This is a genomic window from Streptomyces turgidiscabies Car8 (assembly GCF_000331005.1).
GTDB lineage: Bacteria > Actinomycetota > Actinomycetes > Streptomycetales > Streptomycetaceae > Streptomyces > Streptomyces turgidiscabies.
Genome location: NZ_AEJB01000585.1, coordinates 1 through 16,116, shown reverse-complemented (window position 1 = coordinate 16,116; position 16,116 = coordinate 1). Strand labels below are relative to the sequence as shown.

Here is a 16,116-nt window from a genome sequence, read left to right as displayed (position 1 = left end):
ACCAGAAGCTGCTCTGCAGCCAACGGAGTTGCCGGACCCCCGGCCGCACCGCGACCCGTACGGCCTCCCGGGCCGTGAGGAGCAGGATCAGGGCGACGGCCGCCAGGCCGCCCACCACCGACCACGGCGTCCACGTCACCTGGGGACCGATCGGCCCGGGATCGGCCTTCGCGACCGCGCCCTCCGGTCGCTGCCGCAGCGTGTACATCGTGACGTCGGAGTTGACGAACACCTTCTTCAACTCGCCCCGCCCGTCCAGGTTCTGCAGCAGCCGTTTCTCCCAGGTCGCCGAGTAGCCCACGTCCAGCCGGAGGTAGACGACCTGGCTGCGGTTGACCATCAGGTAGGAGCCCGGGCCCGCGTCCCTGAGTGCCTTCACCAGCCCCGACACCAGTACCGGGTCGGCCGGTGCGAGCGTCGGCTCGTACCGGACCTTCTCCATGTCCTTGGCGCCCCAGGGCAGCGCCGGTGTCACGTTGTCGAGGAGATCGTTGCTCAGCCACAGCAGCCGTACGGTCGGATCGTCGTGCGCGTAGACGTAGTTCATCGCGGCGACCTCGCCGGGTCGGGTCCGCTCGAAGGGCTCGTTGCCCCAACGGGCCACCAGGAAGCCGCCCATGAGGACCAGGCCCGCCATCAGCGCCGCCAGCGGGGCGAGGCTGATCCGGTCCTGGTCCCGTTCCTTCGGGGTGACTCCGGTGCGCGGGAAGAGCGCGAGCGCGGCGAGCAGGGCCGCGCCGGGCAGGGCGAACATGAAGACGCGCAGGGCCATTTCGCCGCCGTACGACTGCATGCCGAAGCCCAGGAACGGGACGAAGGTGAGGACGAGCAGGGAGCGTTCCCGGTACTTGTGGTCGCGGCGGCGCCACCAGCCGTAGCAGGCGAGGGTCATGACCCCGCCGGCCAGCAGGACGCGCGTGTAGAGGACGAGCTTGTGCGTCGAACTGCCGCCCTCGATACGGCCGGAGACGCTCGACGACACATTGCCGCCCACTCCGCCCATCCCGCCGAAGAGTTCGTCGAAATGCCCCGACCAGTACGGCTCGGCCATGAAACCGACCCAGACCGCGACGATGACGCCGAACAGTATGGGCAGGCCCCGCAGTTCGGACTTCCCGATCAGGACCAGGACCGCCAGCACGCCCAGCATCACGAACGGCGTCAGCTGGTGGGCCGGGACCGTCGCCGCGAACAGGGCGATCAACACGGCCAGCAGTACGGCCTGTTGGCGACGGTTCGTCGGCTCGACCTCCGCCTCGCCGGGCCGCACCTTCGCCCACAGCACCCGGGGCGCCCGGAACCACACCAGCAGGATCGCCACGAACACCAGATGGAGGAGATAGGTGAAACCCTGCGGGGAGAAGTAGTCCTGGCCCACCCAGCCGCTCAGTACGAAGATCCACATGCCGGTCCACTTGGCGCGCCAGCTCGCCCGCAGCGAGCGCGTCAGCAGGAACAGCGGTGCGAGGTAGAGCAGTTGCATGGTCAGGGGCCACCAGCGGATGACCTCGGTGAGGTCGTTGACCCCGCAGGCCTTCGCCACGAACGCGGCCCCCGCGAAGAAGCCAGGCCAGCTCCAGCGGGCGTCCAGGTCCGGTACGGCGGTTCCGGTCCGGTCGATGTAGTCGATGAACCCGAGGTGCTGCCAGGCCGTCGCGAACCTCGGTTCGGCCTCGATCACCGCGGGCAGCGCGTGCAGGGACACGACGGTCGCGAGCAGCGTGAGGGCCAGCAGCGTCCGGTGCTCCCGGTTCCCCCACAGCAGCGACGCGAACACCACGACCAGCAGCGCGGCCCCGGCCAGCGTCGGCAGCGGCAGCACGGAGACGAGCCCGAGCCCGCCCATCCGGTCGAGGTCCGCGTCGCCGAGGCGGGACGCGGGCAGCCAGTACAGCAGGAGAGCGGCGATCAGGAGACCGCCGAGGAACACTCCGGTGCGGGTGGGCCGCAATCGCGCGCGCAGCGAGAGGGGAGGCGATGGAGGCGGGGCGGGTGGGGTGTGCGGGGTGCACAACTCCCGTATGCGGGAAGCCTGTGCGGCGCGTACGAGTTCGGCGTCCGCGTCCGCCGGGACGGCGAGCTCCTGGGACGCGCCCTCGGCCGGCAGCCCCAGGGACTCGTGCCCCACCTGCTTCAGGGCCCAGGTCGGCCGGTGGTCCGCACGTGGCGCCGGTGTCCCCGTGGGCGGGGTCCCCGGCCCCGGGCGGACGTCCGGGCGGCGTTCCTGGTGGTCGAAGTCGAGATGGACGCCGAGTGCGAGGGTGTCCGAGTCCAGCGAACGCGCTGCCCATCCCTGCCCTCGACCGAGGGAGGCCGCCGCCAGGTCGGCGAGGTCGCCGTCCGGTGCCGTGTCCTCGGGGACGGGGTCGGCGGGCGCCCCCCTGACCGTCCGGTACAGCCTCGGCGCGGCGAGCGCGACGATCACCGCGAGGGACGAGATCTCCGCGACGCCCGCTCCGGTCAGCCCCATCCGGGGGAGCAGCAGCAGCGTCAGACCGAGCACCAGGACGCACAACAGGCCCTGCATCCAGGCGAGTCCGGCGGTGCGGCTCTGGGCGCGCAGCACCGCGAAGTACGTCTCCATGACGACCCGCAGCACCGCACCGACGGCGAACCAGCGCAGCAGCGAGGTCGCCGCGTCCGCGTAACCCGAGCCGAAGACGGCCAGGATCCGGGGCGCCCCGAAGAACAGCACCCCCGCGACCGGCAGCATGATCCGCGCCATGCGTCTGAGCGCGGCCCGGGTGTTGGCGGCCAGCCGGGCCGGATCGTGCGAGCCCTCGACGGTCAGGGAGGCGCCCATGTTGATGGCGAGCAGGTTGACCGTGCCGCCGATGGTGGTGGTGATGTAGAAGTAGGCGTTGTCGGCGGAGCTGACCTGCGAGGCGACGATCACCGGCACCAGGTAGACCACCGCGAGGGAGAACAGCGACCCCGTGTAGTCACCCGCGAGGAACCGGCCGATCTCCTTCAGCGTCGGCGGTTTCGCCTGCTCCTCGGTCGCCTTGACATGCCGGGGCACCAGCCTGCGGAACACCAGCCAGCCGAGCGGAAGCACGGACATGGCGATCGCGGCGACCCACGAGACGAAGACACCGCTCGTCGGGATCGCCGCCGCGAACGCGACCAGCAGCCCCAGCTTGACCGCCGAGAACGCCGTGTTGCCGACCGGCACCCACAGCGCGCTGCGCAGCCCGGTGAGCACCCCGTCCTGGAGCGTGAGCAGGTTCCACAGGACGACGGCGCCGACGAACCCCAGGGCGGGCACCGGCCCGTGCAGGAACCGGTACGACGGCCCCCAGCTGTCCAGCGTGAGCAGGAAGACACCCCCTGCCAGCGCCACGATCACCGAACTGCCCGCGTACGTACGGAAGATGAGCCGCCCGGTGGCGCGGCCCGCGACCGGGATGAAGCGGGCCAGCGCGCCCGTCAGTGTCACCGCCGTGAGACCGGCGAGGAGCTTCATCGCGGCGATCGCGGCGGAGCTCTGGCCGACCGCCGACTCGGAGTAGTAGCGGGCGGCGGCCAGCCAGAAGCCGAGCCCGAGCACGGCGGAGATGCCGGTGTTGAGCATCAGCGCGTAGGCGTTGCGGAACAGCTGGCTGCCGCCCCCCTGGCCCTTTCCCAGGCCGGGCAGCCGCAGCCGCCGCCCCGGACGCCGCTCGGGTGTCTCGGCCTCGGGTTTCCCGGCGGCCTCGGTCGCGGGTGTGGTCGTCGTGTCAGACACGGGAACGGATGGCCTTCCGGCGAACCTGACGTGCTCTGCGGACCATGGCGTACCCCTTGGTGAGGGCACGGTCCCGGGCGAAGTCGCGGGCGACGGACCGGCCTTCGGCCAGTCGCGCGAACTCCTCGATACCGGTGGAGCGGCGCACGGTGACGCGCCGCAGGGCGTACGGGCCCTGCTGTCGGCGCGCCAGACCGTTGCCGACGGCGAGCGCCTGGGTGAACCCGGCCGCCCGCACCGCTTCCCGTACCCGGCGGCTGGAGTAGCCGTACGGGTAGGCGAACGATGCTGGTACGGCGTCGAGTTGACCGGCGACGACGTTCCGGCAGCGGGTCAGCTCGAAGCTCAGCGCGTCGTCGTCGAGCTGGTCCAGTTCCGGGTGCGTATGGCTGTGGCCGCCTATCTCGACGCCGCTGCCCGCGAGTTCGCGCACCTGGTCCCAGTCGAGCATGGTGTCGAGGCCGCCCCCGGTGTCGTACGGGCCCTTCAGCCAGCCCGTCGACACGAACAGCGTGGCCGGGAAACCGTGCTTGGCGAGCACCGGCAGCGCGTGCCGGTGGACGCCCTCGTAACCGTCATCGAAGGTGATCAGCAGCGGACGCGCCGGAAGCGGACGCCCGGACCGCCAACTCGCCGCCAGTTCAGCCGTGTTGAGGGGAGTGAAACCCCGCTCGGCCAGCCATGCCAGCTGTTCGGTGAACGCCTCGGGGGTCACCGAGAGGGTCCTGGTGGCGTCGTTCGGCTCGGTGGCGACGGAGTGGTACATGAGGATCGGTACGCGTGTGTCGGTCATCGCGGGTCCCCTCCCTCGGTCCGCACCGCGCTCTCGATCTCCACGACCGTGAACGTGGCCCCGCCCCGGCGTGCCCGCAGGCTCCCCAGGACGTACCCGCCCGCCGCCGTCAGTACCCCGGCGACGATCGCGCCCGCCCGGCCCGCGCCACCCGGCCGGGCCAGCAGGGCGTCGCGCACACCGCGCGCGACCCCGGCGGGCAGTACCCGGGTGGTGTACCGGCGTTCGGACTCAAGTCCCTTGTCGGCGCCGACACTTCGGGCGACCAGAGCCTTCGACAGGCCCTCGGCGTAGGTGCGGGCGCGGAAGTAGCCGAAGTGCTCACGTACCTCGGGCACCCGGTGGTGGATCACCGCACGGTCGTCGATCAGCAGCACCGCGTCCGGTCTGGCCCGGGCGAGCCGGATGCACAGCTCCGTCTCCTCGCAGCCCAGCGGCCGTTTGTCGCCGTCCCGTCCGATGCCGGTGGCGAATCCGCCCGCCGCGTCGAAGGCCGTACGCCGGAAGGAGGCGTTCCCGCCGAGCACGTTGCGGACCCGCACCCGCCCGGGCGGCAGCCCCTTGTACGTGCAGCCCACCACCCAGTCGAACTCCTCGGGGAACCAGGCCGGCCGGCGGCCCGACGCCCAGATCGGCATCGTACGGCCGCCGACGGCCATCACCAGGGGGTCCGCGTACCCCTCGGCGAAGTGGTGCAGCCAGTCGCGTTCGGCCACGGCGTCGTCGTCCAGGAAGGCGATGATCCCGCCGTGCGAGGCGGCGATCCCCGTGTTGCGGCCGGCCGACAGGCCGCGCGGGCCCGCGTTGGCGAGCACCCGTACCTCGTCGGTCTCCTTGTACTCCTTGGCCAGCCGCTCCAGGAGAGCCTGGTTGTGGTCGACGACCAGGAGTGTCTCCAGGGCCGGCCGTGACTGCGCCCGCACCGAGGCGACCGCCGCGAGGATGTCCTCCCAGCGGTCCTCGGTGTAGACGCAGACGACCACCGAGACGGCTGTCTCGTTCAAGACGCCTCTCCCCGGCTCGCGCTGAGCACACGGGAGCGCGAACGACCGCGCAGGGCACGCCGGTTGGAGCGCTCCTTCAGGATCACCCGCAGGACACGCAGCCCGTCGCGCACGGCCCGCAGATTGCTCGCGCCATGGATACGCAGGTACTCGTGGCTCGGGATCTCCTGCACCTTGAGCCCCGCCTTGACCACCCGGATGTTGATCAGGGTCTCGATCTCGAAGCCCGTGCAGTCCAGGTCGATCTTGTCGAGGCAGTGCCGCCAGAACGCGTTGTAGCCGTAGCAGAGATCGGTGTAACGGGCGCCGAACTTCTTGTTGACCACCGTGCACAGCGCCCAGTTGCCGAGCTTGCGGATCGGCGTCATGTCGTCGGTGCCACCGCCGTTGGCGAAGCGGGAGCCCTTGGCGAAGTCGGCGCCCGAGACCAGCGCGGAGACGTACGACACGATCTCGTCGCCGTCCGCCGAGCCGTCCGCGTCGACCATCACGATGATGTCGCCGGTGCAGGCCTCGAACCCGGTGATCAGGGCGTCCCCCTTGCCCTTGCCCCGCTGCTCGACGACCTTGACGCCGGGCCACAGATCGCGGGCGACCTCGACGGTGTCGTCGGTGGAGTTGCCGTCGACCAGGACCACTTCGTGGATCCAGTCGGGCAGCGTCTTGAAGACGTACGGCAGGTTCTCCGCCTCGTTCATGGCGGGGATCACCACACTCACCGGTGGCGTGATCGCCAGGTGGGAGGAGATCGGCCGGTACACGTCGGCCGTGATCGGTTGCCGGTCGGCGGCTGCGGGCTCCTGGCCCGGTATCGCCGGTCGCAGAACGGAACTCATGAGTCTGGTCCCTCTCGTCCGGTGGACCGCCCTCCCCTGGGCGGCCCGGCTTTTTGTCCGGTTCGAAAGGGGGGTTCTCACTTACGGCATGCGAATGGATCCTCCGTATCGGTCTCCTGGTGTCTCACGTGCATGCCGGGTGAGCTGGCAAAGCTGGCCGAACACCCTTGCTCGGTGGTCGGTTTCGCGGCACGGCCCGGCGGGACTCACGTCCCCCGAGCACGGCACCCCCCTACCGCGTCCCGCTCCGACGGTCGTCGTGGACCCTGAGCCCTCCCCTGAGTCACAGGACGACGTACCGATGCGGGTGAGATGTACGACGGTATTGACGATTGCGCCCTTATGGCAAGACCTGAAGCAAGGTCACACGTTTTTGTTGGTTTGACCGTTACGCAACTACTTTGATCCATTTTTGGAACGGAGCTGCCCCATCCGCTTGAGCGCCCTGTCGGCGGGCTCGAAGAGCTCCGGCCGGGACAGCACCACATTGCGCAGCGCCCGGACCGGAGCGCGCCGCGCCCGGTGCCCGACCGCCACCGGGTGGCGACGTGTCACCCACCCCTCGGACACCATGAGTTCCCGGGTCTTCAGGGAGTCCTTGTACTCCTTCTGCCCCCGGCCCAGATCCAGGTACGCGATACCGTCGGCGGCGGCCGCCTCGGCCATCCGCAGGTGCAGGATCAGTCCCGGCGAGTACTTCGAGTACGCCGGGTCGTACGCCGGGAACCAGCAGGCCAGCACGCGTTCCGTACGTAGCCCGAAGTGGGCGGCGACCGGCTTCCCGCCGGCGTAGAGCACCGACAGGACGCCCGCGAACGGGTCGGAACGGGTGTGGAAGAGCTGCTGTACGAGCCGGGTGATCCAGGGATGCGCGAACCGGTCGCTGCGTCCGGTCCTGCGGTACTGGGCGGACTTCCAGGCCATCAGCCCGGCCAGCGCCTCGGGGTCACGCTCGTCGTGGACGTAGCGGACCTCACCGGCGTCCCGGCCGAGTCTGCGCTCCTTGGCGAGCGTCGTGCGCGTGAACTTGGGGGAGCGCGCCCGGAGTCCGGCCAGATAGGCCTCGTAGCCCTGGTCGACGTCCATCACCGGGGACGGGAAGGTGCCGGAGGCTCCGGCCTCGAACGGCGTCTGGCCTTCCAACAGGTGGTCGAACTCCCACACCGCCAGCCCGCAGGCCCGCAGCAACTCCCGTGCGTCCCAGGTGAATCCGGGGCGGTGCACCAGCCCCTGGCAGTCGGAGACACCGAGCCCGATCGCCCGGCCGACGCCGGCGGGCGATCTCTGGAACGGGAAGAACGCTGCCGGCTCCCCGCCCTCGTGAAGCACCGCGATACGTACGCCACGTCTGCAGCGGCCGACGGCGAGAGCGAACTCCGGGGACAGGAAGGGGTTCGCCAGTTCGGGCGTGCCGTGCAGATGGGCCTTGGCCTGCAGTGCCGTCCAGGCGGCCCGGTCCGCGGCGGTGAGTTCGCCGGGGCGGTGCACGGTGAGGGTCACTTCGGGTGTCAGATTACGAGCCACGTCACCAGCCACGTCAGGAGGTCCGTCTTCTCGCCGTACGGCCGCGCCGTCGCCGTACCGGCAGCAGTACCAGCAGGAGGATCAGCGAGCTGATCACGGTCACGGTCACGACGCCACCACGGACCGACCACCGGTGGGTGGCCAGCATGCCCTGGGCCACCAGGAGATCGAGTGCGACCGCCGCCGCCACGGAGGTCACGATCCGGCCGAACGGGTCCAGTCCGCGCAGGGCGGTTCCTACGGCGGCCGCCGGTGCGGCGAGGAGGAAGAACAGGGTGAAGGGGCCGCGCAGCGGTGAGGCGGTGTCGGTCAGCGCGAGGACCGCACCGACGGCCGCGACGGCCACGGCCACGCCCGTGAGCAGCGGGAAGAGGTCCTTCCCCAGGCCCTGTTCCGGCGGCTCACCGCCATCAGGTCCGCTCCCGGATGAAGGTGGCTTGTTCCGTATGGTCTGCATTGGCGACTTTGCCCCCCGACGCGCCGGATGCCGGGCTTCAATGTCGCGCAGCGGGCCGGGCGAGTCAAGATGCGCAACTTCCGCGACAGCTCGCCCGAATGCGTACACGACTTCCCCAGAGGGGAACGGAGGGGCGGACGGACGAGTTCCCCGGAGGCGCCGGCTGCCTCCGGGGAACTGCCGTTCAGGTGGGACGGGTCACCGCGGTGGACCGGGTGTCAGGAGACGAGCTTCAGCAGGCGGTTCGGGGAACCGCTGCCCGGGCTGGTGACGACGCCGGTGGTGGCGCCGCCCGTGAGGGCCGTGGCCACCTGCGCCGGGGTGGCGGAGGTGTGGCCCGCGAGGTAGACGGCCGCGGCGCCCGCGACGTGCGGGGTGGCCATCGACGTACCGGAGATCGTGTTGGTCGCGGTGTCGCTGGTGTTCCAGCCGGCAGTGATCGACGAACCCGGGGCGAAGATGTCCAGGACCGAGCCGTAGTTGGAGTAGCTGGCCCGCGCGTCCGTGCTGGTGGTGGCGCCGACCGTGATGGCCGTCGCGACCCGCGCGGGGGAGTAGGAGGAGGCGTTGGCGCTGCTGTTGCCGGCCGCGACCGCGTAGGTCACGCCGCTGGCTATGGAGTTGGCGACGGCCGTGTCCAGCGAGGTCGAGGCGCCGCCGCCGAGGGACATGTTGGCGACCGAGGGGCCGCTGTGGTTCGCGGTCACCCAGTCGATGCCCGCGATGACACCGGCGGTGGTGCCGGAGCCCGCGTTGTCGAGCACGCGGACCGCCACGATCTTCGCCGCCTTGGCGACACCGTAGGTCGAGCCCGCGATGGTGGTGGCGACGTGCGTGCCGTGACCGTTGCCGTCCTGCGCGGTGGTGTCACCGTCCACGGCGTCGTAGCCGTTGGTGGCCCGGCCGCTGATCTGGGAGTGCGTGATGCGTACGCCGGTGTCGATGACGTACGCCGTCACTCCGGCGCCCGCGGTGTCCGGGTAGGTGTAGGTGCCGGACAGCGGCAGGGCGGCCTGGTCGATGCGGTCGAGGCCCCAGGGGGCGCTGGACTGGGTGGCGTCGACGTGCACCGTCTGGTTCTGCTCGACGGCGGCCACCGCCGGATCGGCGGCGAGTCTGCGGGCCTCGGCCGCGGAGAGGGTCGCCGTGTAGCCGTTCAGCGCGGTGCTGAACGTCTTCCTCACCGTGCCGCCGTACTCGTTGATCAGGCTCCTGCCCGCGCTCGACGCGGACTTGAGGCCCGCCGTCTTCCTGAGCGTGACGATGTAGCTGTCCTTGACGGCTGTGGGGGAGCCGGCGGCCAGCACCTTGCCCTCGGCGGGTGCCGGGGCTGCCTGGGCGGGGAGTGCGGTCAGTCCGCCGACGAGAGCGGCGGCTGCCACGACGGTGGTCGCGGCGGTCCTGATCTTCCTGCTACGCAGTTGTGCCATGACGAGGGAGTCCTCTTCTCAGGCAGCACGCACCTGGGTGCGGGCGCGTCTGTGGGGGGTGCCCGCGACCGCGGACACAACCCGGAGCGTCAGGTTCCGCCCGGGTCGAGGTAAAGACTCGGTCATGGGCGGGAGTTGCTCAAGAGGTCGTACGGCTTTTCACATGCGTGTCATGAACACGCAATATGACGTAACAGGAGTGCGGGTGATCCGGCCCGGAAGGAGCCGGAAGGAGCCGGAAGGAACCGGAAAGTCTTGGCATGGACACTTCCGATCAACATGCCTGGTTGGTACGAACGTTGTGGCAGAGATCCTGCTAAAGGAGGTTCCATGAGACGTTCCCGAATTACGGCATACGTGACCTCGCTCCTCCTCGCCGTCGGCGCCGCCCTCAACGGGGCCACGTCCGCGCAGGCGTCCCAACTCGCCGCTCCCACCGGCTATGTGGCCCTCGGCGACTCCTACTCCTCGGGCGTCGGGTCCGGCAGCTACATCAGCTCCAGCGGCGACTGCAAGCGCAGCACCAAGGCCTACCCGTACCTCTGGGCCGCCGCCCACTCACCCGCCAGCTTCAACTTCACCGCTTGCTCCGGCGCTCGAACGGGTGATGTTCTGGCCAACCAGCTGACCCCGCTCGGCACCGCCACGGGACTCGTCTCGATCAGCGTCGGCGGCAACGACGCGGGCTTCGCCGACGTCATGACGACCTGTGTGCTCCAGTCCGACAGCTCCTGCCTCGCCCGTATCAACACCGCGAAGGCGTACGTCGACTCGACCCTCCCCGGTCAGCTCGACACCGTGTACGACGCCATCACCTCACGGGCACCGGCCGCCCACGTGGTCGTCCTGGGCTACCCCCGCTTCTACAAGCTCGGCCAGGCCTGCCTCGGCCTCTCCGAGACCAAGCGCTCCGCGATCAACAACGCGTCCGACTATCTGAACAGCGCGCTCGCCAAACGGGCCGCGGACCACGGCTTCACCTTCGGTGACGTCAAGCCGGCCTTCACCGGGCACGAGCTCTGCTCGGGCAGCTCGTGGCTGCACAGCCTCAACCTGCTCAACATCGGCGAGTCGTACCACCCGACGGCCGCCGGCCAGTCGGGCGGCTATCTGCCGGTGTTCACCGGCGCCGCCTGACCGGGCGGGTCCTTCGTCCCCTCAGGGCGTACCGGAGGGAGTGTCACTGGGAGAGGAGACCTCGTCCGTGGGGGTCTCCGTCTCGCATGTCACCGTGAACGGCACCGAGTTGGACTTCACGTTCACCGGGTCGCGGACCTCCACTCCGATCGCGTTCTCGATCGTCCCGCTCTCGTCGTACGTCGTCACGAAGACCTTGTTCTCCTTGGTCTTCCCGCCGCCCGCCGGGAACGACAGCGTCCGCCAGCCCTGTTCCGGTGCGTCGCCCGTCTCCGTCACCCACCGGTAGGAGATCTTCGTGGGCACGTTGCCCACCGTGAAGGTCGCCGTGAAGCCGGGTGCCTCGGCCTCGGGCGGCGGACAGGTCCCCGAGTAGTCGGTGCCCGAACCGGACACATGGACCTCGACGGTCTGCGCCGGCTGCGAGGACGCGCCACCATCGCCGCTGGGGGTCGCGCTCTCCTCGTCGCCTGAGTCGCTGGGGCTGTTCTTCGGCGAACTCGCGTCACCCGTAACGTCGTTGCTCTGCTGGACGCTGCTGCCCGGGTCGGCGCCGGTGTTGTCCCCGCCCTTGTCGCGGTTCAGCAGCGCGTACGTCAGTCCCGCCACCGCCAGTGCGACGGCGGCGAGGCCCGCGACCAGGACGACGGCCGCCCGGCGGTTCCGGGCCGGTTCGGCGGTGCGGGTCGCGTAGGTGTCCGGCGGCGGTGAGGCGTCCCAACTCGTCCCCGGAGGAACGGGAACCGGCCGAGGCGGCGTCTGCGGGTCCTGCGGGAAGGCCGCACCGATCGTCGGCGTGTATGGGACCGTCGGCCCGGTCTCCGCGCGCACAGCGCCTGCCCCGGGAAGCGTGCCCCCGGCCCCGATGATCCGCAGATCGTGCTCGGCCTGCTCGGCGGAGACACGGTCGGCCGGATCCTTGCGCAACAGCCCCTCGATGACCGGCGTCAGCGGCCCCGCCCTGAGCGGCGTCGGCAACTCCTCGTCCACGATGGCGCGCAGGGTGCTGAGCGGGGTGTTCTGCCGGAAGGGGGAGTTGCCCTCGACCGCCGCGTACAGCAGCACGCCCAGTGACCACAGGTCGGATTCGGGGCCGGGGGTGCGCCCCAACGCCCGCTCTGGCGCGAGGAACTCGGGGGAGCCGATGAGCTCGCCGGTCATGGTGAGGGCCGAGCTGCCCTCGACCGTCGCGATGCCGAAGTCGGTGAGCACCACCCGGCCGTCGTTGGACAGCAGCACGTTGGCCGGCTTCACGTCCCGGTGCAGGACCCCGGCCTCGTGCGCGGCCCGCAGCGCGGAGAGCACCTCGGCGCCGATGTGCGCGGCCTCCTGGGGGGACAGCGGCCCCTCGGCGTCCAGTCGGTCGGCGAGCGAGAGCCCGCGGACCACCTCCATGACGATCCAGGGCCGGCCGTCGTCGGTCGCCACGTCGTACACCGTCACGACGTTCCGGTTGGAGACGCGGGCGGCGGCCCAGGCCTCACGCTCCAGGCGGGCGTACATCCGTTCGATCTCGGAGGTCGGCAGTCCGGCGGGAAGGCGTACCTCCTTGACGGCGACCTCGCGGTACAGCAACTCGTCGCGGGCCAGCCACACCGTGCCCATACCGCCCTCGCCGAGCGGTGAGAGCAGCCGGTAGCGTCCCGCGATCACACGTTCACTGCCTGGTTCTTCGGACACGGGCGTCCCCCCATCGCAGCCGCGCGTTCACGGATTCCGTCTCATTGCACGCCGGTTTTCCGCACTCCGCCTGATTTCTGCCCAAAACTAGCTCAGCCGAGCGCGGAAGCCGCCCCCTTGAGTACCAGTCCGACCCCCAGTGCGACAACGAGGAACGCGGACGCCAGCGGTGCGGTACGCCGTACGAGCGCGAGCAACGGCCCTCCGGCGAGCCCTGGACGCCGGTCCAGCAGCCGGTTGGCCCCGCTCCCCAGCCGTACGACGAGGAACCCGGCCCCGGTGAGGGTCAGCGCGAGGCCGACCCCGTAGGCCAGCACGAGCAGGAACCCGAACCACGCCTTCCCCAGCGCGGCGGCACCGACCAGCACGACCACGGCCGACGGGCTGGGCACCAGCCCACCGGCGAACCCGAGCAGGATCGTGCCGCGCAGGGTGGGTGCGATGTCGTGCGTGTGGGTGAAGCCGCCGTGGGTGTGTTCGAGGGTGGTGGAGGCGTGCGTGTGCTTGTGCTTGCGGTCGTGGTGATCGTGGGACTTGTGGGAACCATGGGTGTGGTCGTGGTCGTGGTCGTGATCGTGCTCATGCCCGTGGTCGTGCACATGTGCGGGAGCCGCGGTGGGTGCGGGTGCGGGTGCGGGTGCAGGCGCGAGCGCGGTGTCCGAGTGCGCGTGCGACGCGTGGGCGAGGACCAGTTCGCGTGCCGGGGCCCTGTCGGCGACGTGGGTGTGGCTGTGGGGGTGCTCGTGATCGTGGCCGTGGTCATGGGAGTGACCGTGCTCATGGTCGTGGTCATGGCCATGGTCGTGCTGGTGGTCGTGACCGTGGTCGTCGTGCGGATGAGGGTGCGGATGGGCGGCGAGGTGCGTGCGCTCATGGGCGCGCTGGCGCCAGGCGCGCCGCGTGAGGGTCAGACCCGCCCCCGTCACCAGCACACCGCTCGCCGCGCCCAGCCAGGCGATCACCGAGGGCGCCGCCGCCGAGCCGGCCGTCACCAGCAGGCCCAGGGCTACCACGCCCAGCGTGTGGGTGACCGTCACCGAGGCGGCCAGCGGCATGACGTCGCGCAGCCGGGCCTTGCCGCCGCGGGCGGCTGCCGTGGCCGCCATCAGGGTCTTGCCGTGGCCAGGGGCGAGCGCGTGCATCGCGCCGAGGAAGACCGCGATGACCAGGGCCAGCGCGGCGAAGCCGATCGTGAGGTCGTGCCGGGCCACCAGGGAGTCCAGCGCGCGCGTCCACCGGTCGGCGCCGCGCGGCAGCACGGAGGAGGCCGGGGCCGCCTTCTCGCCGCTCTCGACGAGGGCCGGGCCACCCGGGCTCACTGAAGGACGGCGTCGCTGTGTCGGCCGGTGAGGAGAGCAACCCTTCCGGATATCCGGTCAGTTCACGGGACACCGACTTCCGCGGTACGTCGGACTCGGTGAGCGTCATCCGGTCGCCGCGCGCGGTGATCTCCCGCCAGCCGGGGCCCGACTCGATGCCCGCGCTGTGGAAACCGAGGGAGACGGTGTCCCCTTCGGCGACCTCGGGGAGGGCGGCCGTGAGCCCGCACTCCACGCGCAGGGTGTCGAGGCCGGCCTGACCGGGCCGTGTGCTCGCCTTGGCGCTGCCGACGGACAGGGGGACCGTACGGCCGGCGACGGTGACCTTGCTGCCCTTGGCCGCGGTGGCGCACCGCTGCCCGGCCCAGTCGGTCAGACCCAGCTTCTCGATGTCGGGCTTGGCCTGGGTCGCCGGGATCTCGGCGAGGTCCTCGACGTGGGCGACCCGCAGCTGTCCCGGGGCGACGACGAGACCGTCGTACCGGTTGACCGTGAAGTTGCCGAGAGGATGCGCGCTCGCGGCGCCGGCGGGCACCAGCACGAGCGCGCACGCTGCCGTGAACAGGGCGGCGCCGGAGGCGGCCACACGACGGGGCTTCACTTCGCCGCCTCCAGGGACTTGAGAGCCGTACGGGCCTTGCGGGCGCCCAACGGGGAGAAACCGGGGTTGAGTTCGAGGGCGGCGGAGAGCGAGGCGCGGGCTTCCTTCGGGTGGCCCGTGGCCTGCTCGATCATGCCGCGGTGGTAGATGAACGAGGCGTTGCGGTAGCCGGTCGCGGTAGCGCGGCGGGCGTACGGGAGGGCTTCCTCGTCCTGGCCGTTGACGTGCAGGGCCCACGCGAGGGCGTCGGCCGTGTGCACGGTCTCGCGGCGGTCCCACTCGGCGCGGGCCGCGCGCAGCGCCGACTTCCGGTCGCCGTGGTCGGCGGCGGCGAGCGCGGTGTCCAGGTCGGCGTTGACACCGTTGGCGCGGGCGATGGCCGTCCAGGCGTTGACCAGCGCGTACTGGTCGCGGGCCTTGGCCAGGTCGCCCTCGCCGCCCCGGACTTCGTACAGCTCACCGAGTTCGACGAGCGGACCGGGCAGCGGGTAGCGGGAGACGACGTCCTCCATACCCAGAATCGCACCGGCCAGGTCACCGTCGGCGAACTGGGCGCGCGAGCGTCCCTCCAGCGCCGGAAGGTAGGTGTCGTCGGCGGCCAGGGCGCGGGCGTAGAACTCCAGGGCGGACTTGTACTCGCCCTGGTTCCAGGCGAGTTGCCCGAGCGTGGTGGACACGTAGGCGATGTCCCCGCGAGAGGTGGCGGAGCCCAGCGCCTGCTCCAGCACCCGCCGGGCGACGGTGACCTCGCCGCGCAGCTCACGCACGTACGCGTACCGGGTGAAGACAGGCACCCCGGGGCGCTTGGCGTCGGCCTCGTCGGTGGCCTTCGACGCTTCGTCGTAGCGCCCGAGTTCGACCAGGGCGTCGATACGGATGGACAGGGCCCGCTCGCTGTAGGGGTTCTGCGCGAGGGCCTGGTCCGCGTACTCGAGGGCGCCGGGGAAGTCATGGCGGGCGGCTGCGAGGGCGGCGCGCCCGGCGAGAGCGGGGTCGTTGTCGGGCTTCAGCTCGAGTGACCGGGCCAGGGCCTGCTGGGCCTGCGGATACCGGGACGGATCCCCCTTGGTGCGGGCCTGCTCGACATAGGCGAGTCCGAGCGTCGCCCAGCTGCCGAAGTCCCTGGGCTGCGCCCGGAGATGCGCCTGGAGGGAGGCGATGCTCGCGCCGATGTCCCCGCTGGCGAGCAGCGCGGGGGACATGGCGGCCGGCGCCGACGAGACGGTGGCGGTACCGCTCCCGTCCCGGACGGCGCCCAGCACCACGGCTCCGGCGGTGAACGCCACCGCCAACGCGGCGGCACAGGCGCCGAGTTGCACCGCCCGCCACCGCCGCGACGACTCCCCGAGCCGCCGGACAGCGGCGACGCGTTCGTCGGAGGCGGCGGGGGAGGACTGGCCGGCGGGGATGTCAGGCGTCATCTCGGGAGAGGCCTCCGTGCCGGACGCCTCATCGACGCCGGGCGAGAGGTCGGTCACCGCCGCCTTCCCGGTCTCCGCAGCGGGTTCGGTCTCCGGAGTCTCCCGGGGAGCCGCCTTGCCCGGGGCTTCCGTCCCGGTGGAGCGGCCGGTGTCGGCCGGGGCGAGGGTTTCAGAGCCCGGCTCGCGG

The 16,116-nt window shown here is 71.1% G+C and carries 10 protein-coding genes and 1 pseudogene; 1 reads left to right on the top strand and 10 read right to left on the bottom strand.

The window, feature by feature from the left end:
* The 7 genes from STRTUCAR8_RS41310 to STRTUCAR8_RS41280 all read right to left on the bottom strand — a co-directional run.
* A partial coding sequence (locus STRTUCAR8_RS41310; RefSeq protein WP_006382358.1) for a lipopolysaccharide biosynthesis protein occupies positions 1-3,727 on the bottom strand: 3,727 nt, incomplete at its 3' end.
* Entirely contained in the window at positions 3,720-4,520 is an 801-nt protein-coding gene (locus STRTUCAR8_RS41305) for a polysaccharide deacetylase family protein (protein ID WP_006382362.1), read from the bottom strand. The genes STRTUCAR8_RS41305 and STRTUCAR8_RS41310, both read right to left, overlap by 8 nt.
* Positions 4,517-5,524 carry a glycosyltransferase family 2 protein gene (locus STRTUCAR8_RS41300; RefSeq protein ID WP_006382363.1) on the bottom strand — a complete coding sequence of 336 codons (1,008 nt, stop codon included), beginning with the start codon at positions 5,522-5,524 and terminating at the stop codon, positions 4,517-4,519. Before STRTUCAR8_RS41300 ends, STRTUCAR8_RS41305 begins: the two co-directional genes overlap by 4 nt.
* Positions 5,521-6,360: a glycosyltransferase family 2 protein gene (locus STRTUCAR8_RS41295; protein WP_006382361.1), complete on the bottom strand. Its 840-nt coding sequence runs from the start codon at positions 6,358-6,360 to the stop codon at positions 5,521-5,523. Before STRTUCAR8_RS41295 ends, STRTUCAR8_RS41300 begins: the two co-directional genes overlap by 4 nt.
* A 396-nt stretch (positions 6,361-6,756) precedes the next feature.
* Entirely contained in the window at positions 6,757-7,884 is a 1,128-nt protein-coding gene (locus tag STRTUCAR8_RS41290; protein WP_407705438.1) for a GNAT family N-acetyltransferase, read from the bottom strand.
* Positions 7,885-7,897: 13 nt separating this feature from the next.
* Entirely contained in the window at positions 7,898-8,341 is a 444-nt protein-coding gene (locus STRTUCAR8_RS41285; RefSeq protein WP_006382359.1) for a hypothetical protein, read from the bottom strand.
* 218 nt (positions 8,342-8,559) lie between these two features.
* The gene (locus STRTUCAR8_RS41280; protein ID WP_006382360.1) at positions 8,560-9,771 is read right to left on the bottom strand and encodes a S8 family peptidase; all 1,212 of its coding nucleotides are present in this window, start codon (positions 9,769-9,771) and stop codon (positions 8,560-8,562) included.
* 330 nt (positions 9,772-10,101) lie between these two features.
* Here STRTUCAR8_RS41280 and STRTUCAR8_RS41275 point away from each other — a divergent pair, with 330 nt between their 5' ends.
* Positions 10,102-10,908, top strand: coding sequence for an SGNH/GDSL hydrolase family protein (locus tag STRTUCAR8_RS41275; RefSeq protein WP_006382356.1), 807 nt, complete (start codon positions 10,102-10,104; stop codon positions 10,906-10,908).
* A 21-nt stretch (positions 10,909-10,929) separates the two neighbouring features.
* Here the strand turns inward: STRTUCAR8_RS41275 and STRTUCAR8_RS41270 are convergent, their stop codons facing one another.
* The 3 genes and pseudogenes from STRTUCAR8_RS41270 to STRTUCAR8_RS41260 all read right to left on the bottom strand — a co-directional run.
* Positions 10,930-12,588: a serine/threonine-protein kinase gene (locus STRTUCAR8_RS41270; RefSeq protein ID WP_044473774.1), complete on the bottom strand. Its 1,659-nt coding sequence runs from the start codon at positions 12,586-12,588 to the stop codon at positions 10,930-10,932.
* Positions 12,589-12,680: 92 nt separating this feature from the next.
* Positions 12,681-14,508: pseudogene (locus STRTUCAR8_RS41265) on the bottom strand (urease accessory protein UreH domain-containing protein).
* Positions 14,505-16,116: tetratricopeptide repeat protein (locus STRTUCAR8_RS41260; RefSeq protein WP_006382357.1), on the bottom strand; the 1,612-nt coding region annotated here is incomplete at its 5' end. The gene STRTUCAR8_RS41260 and the pseudogene STRTUCAR8_RS41265, both read right to left, overlap by 4 nt.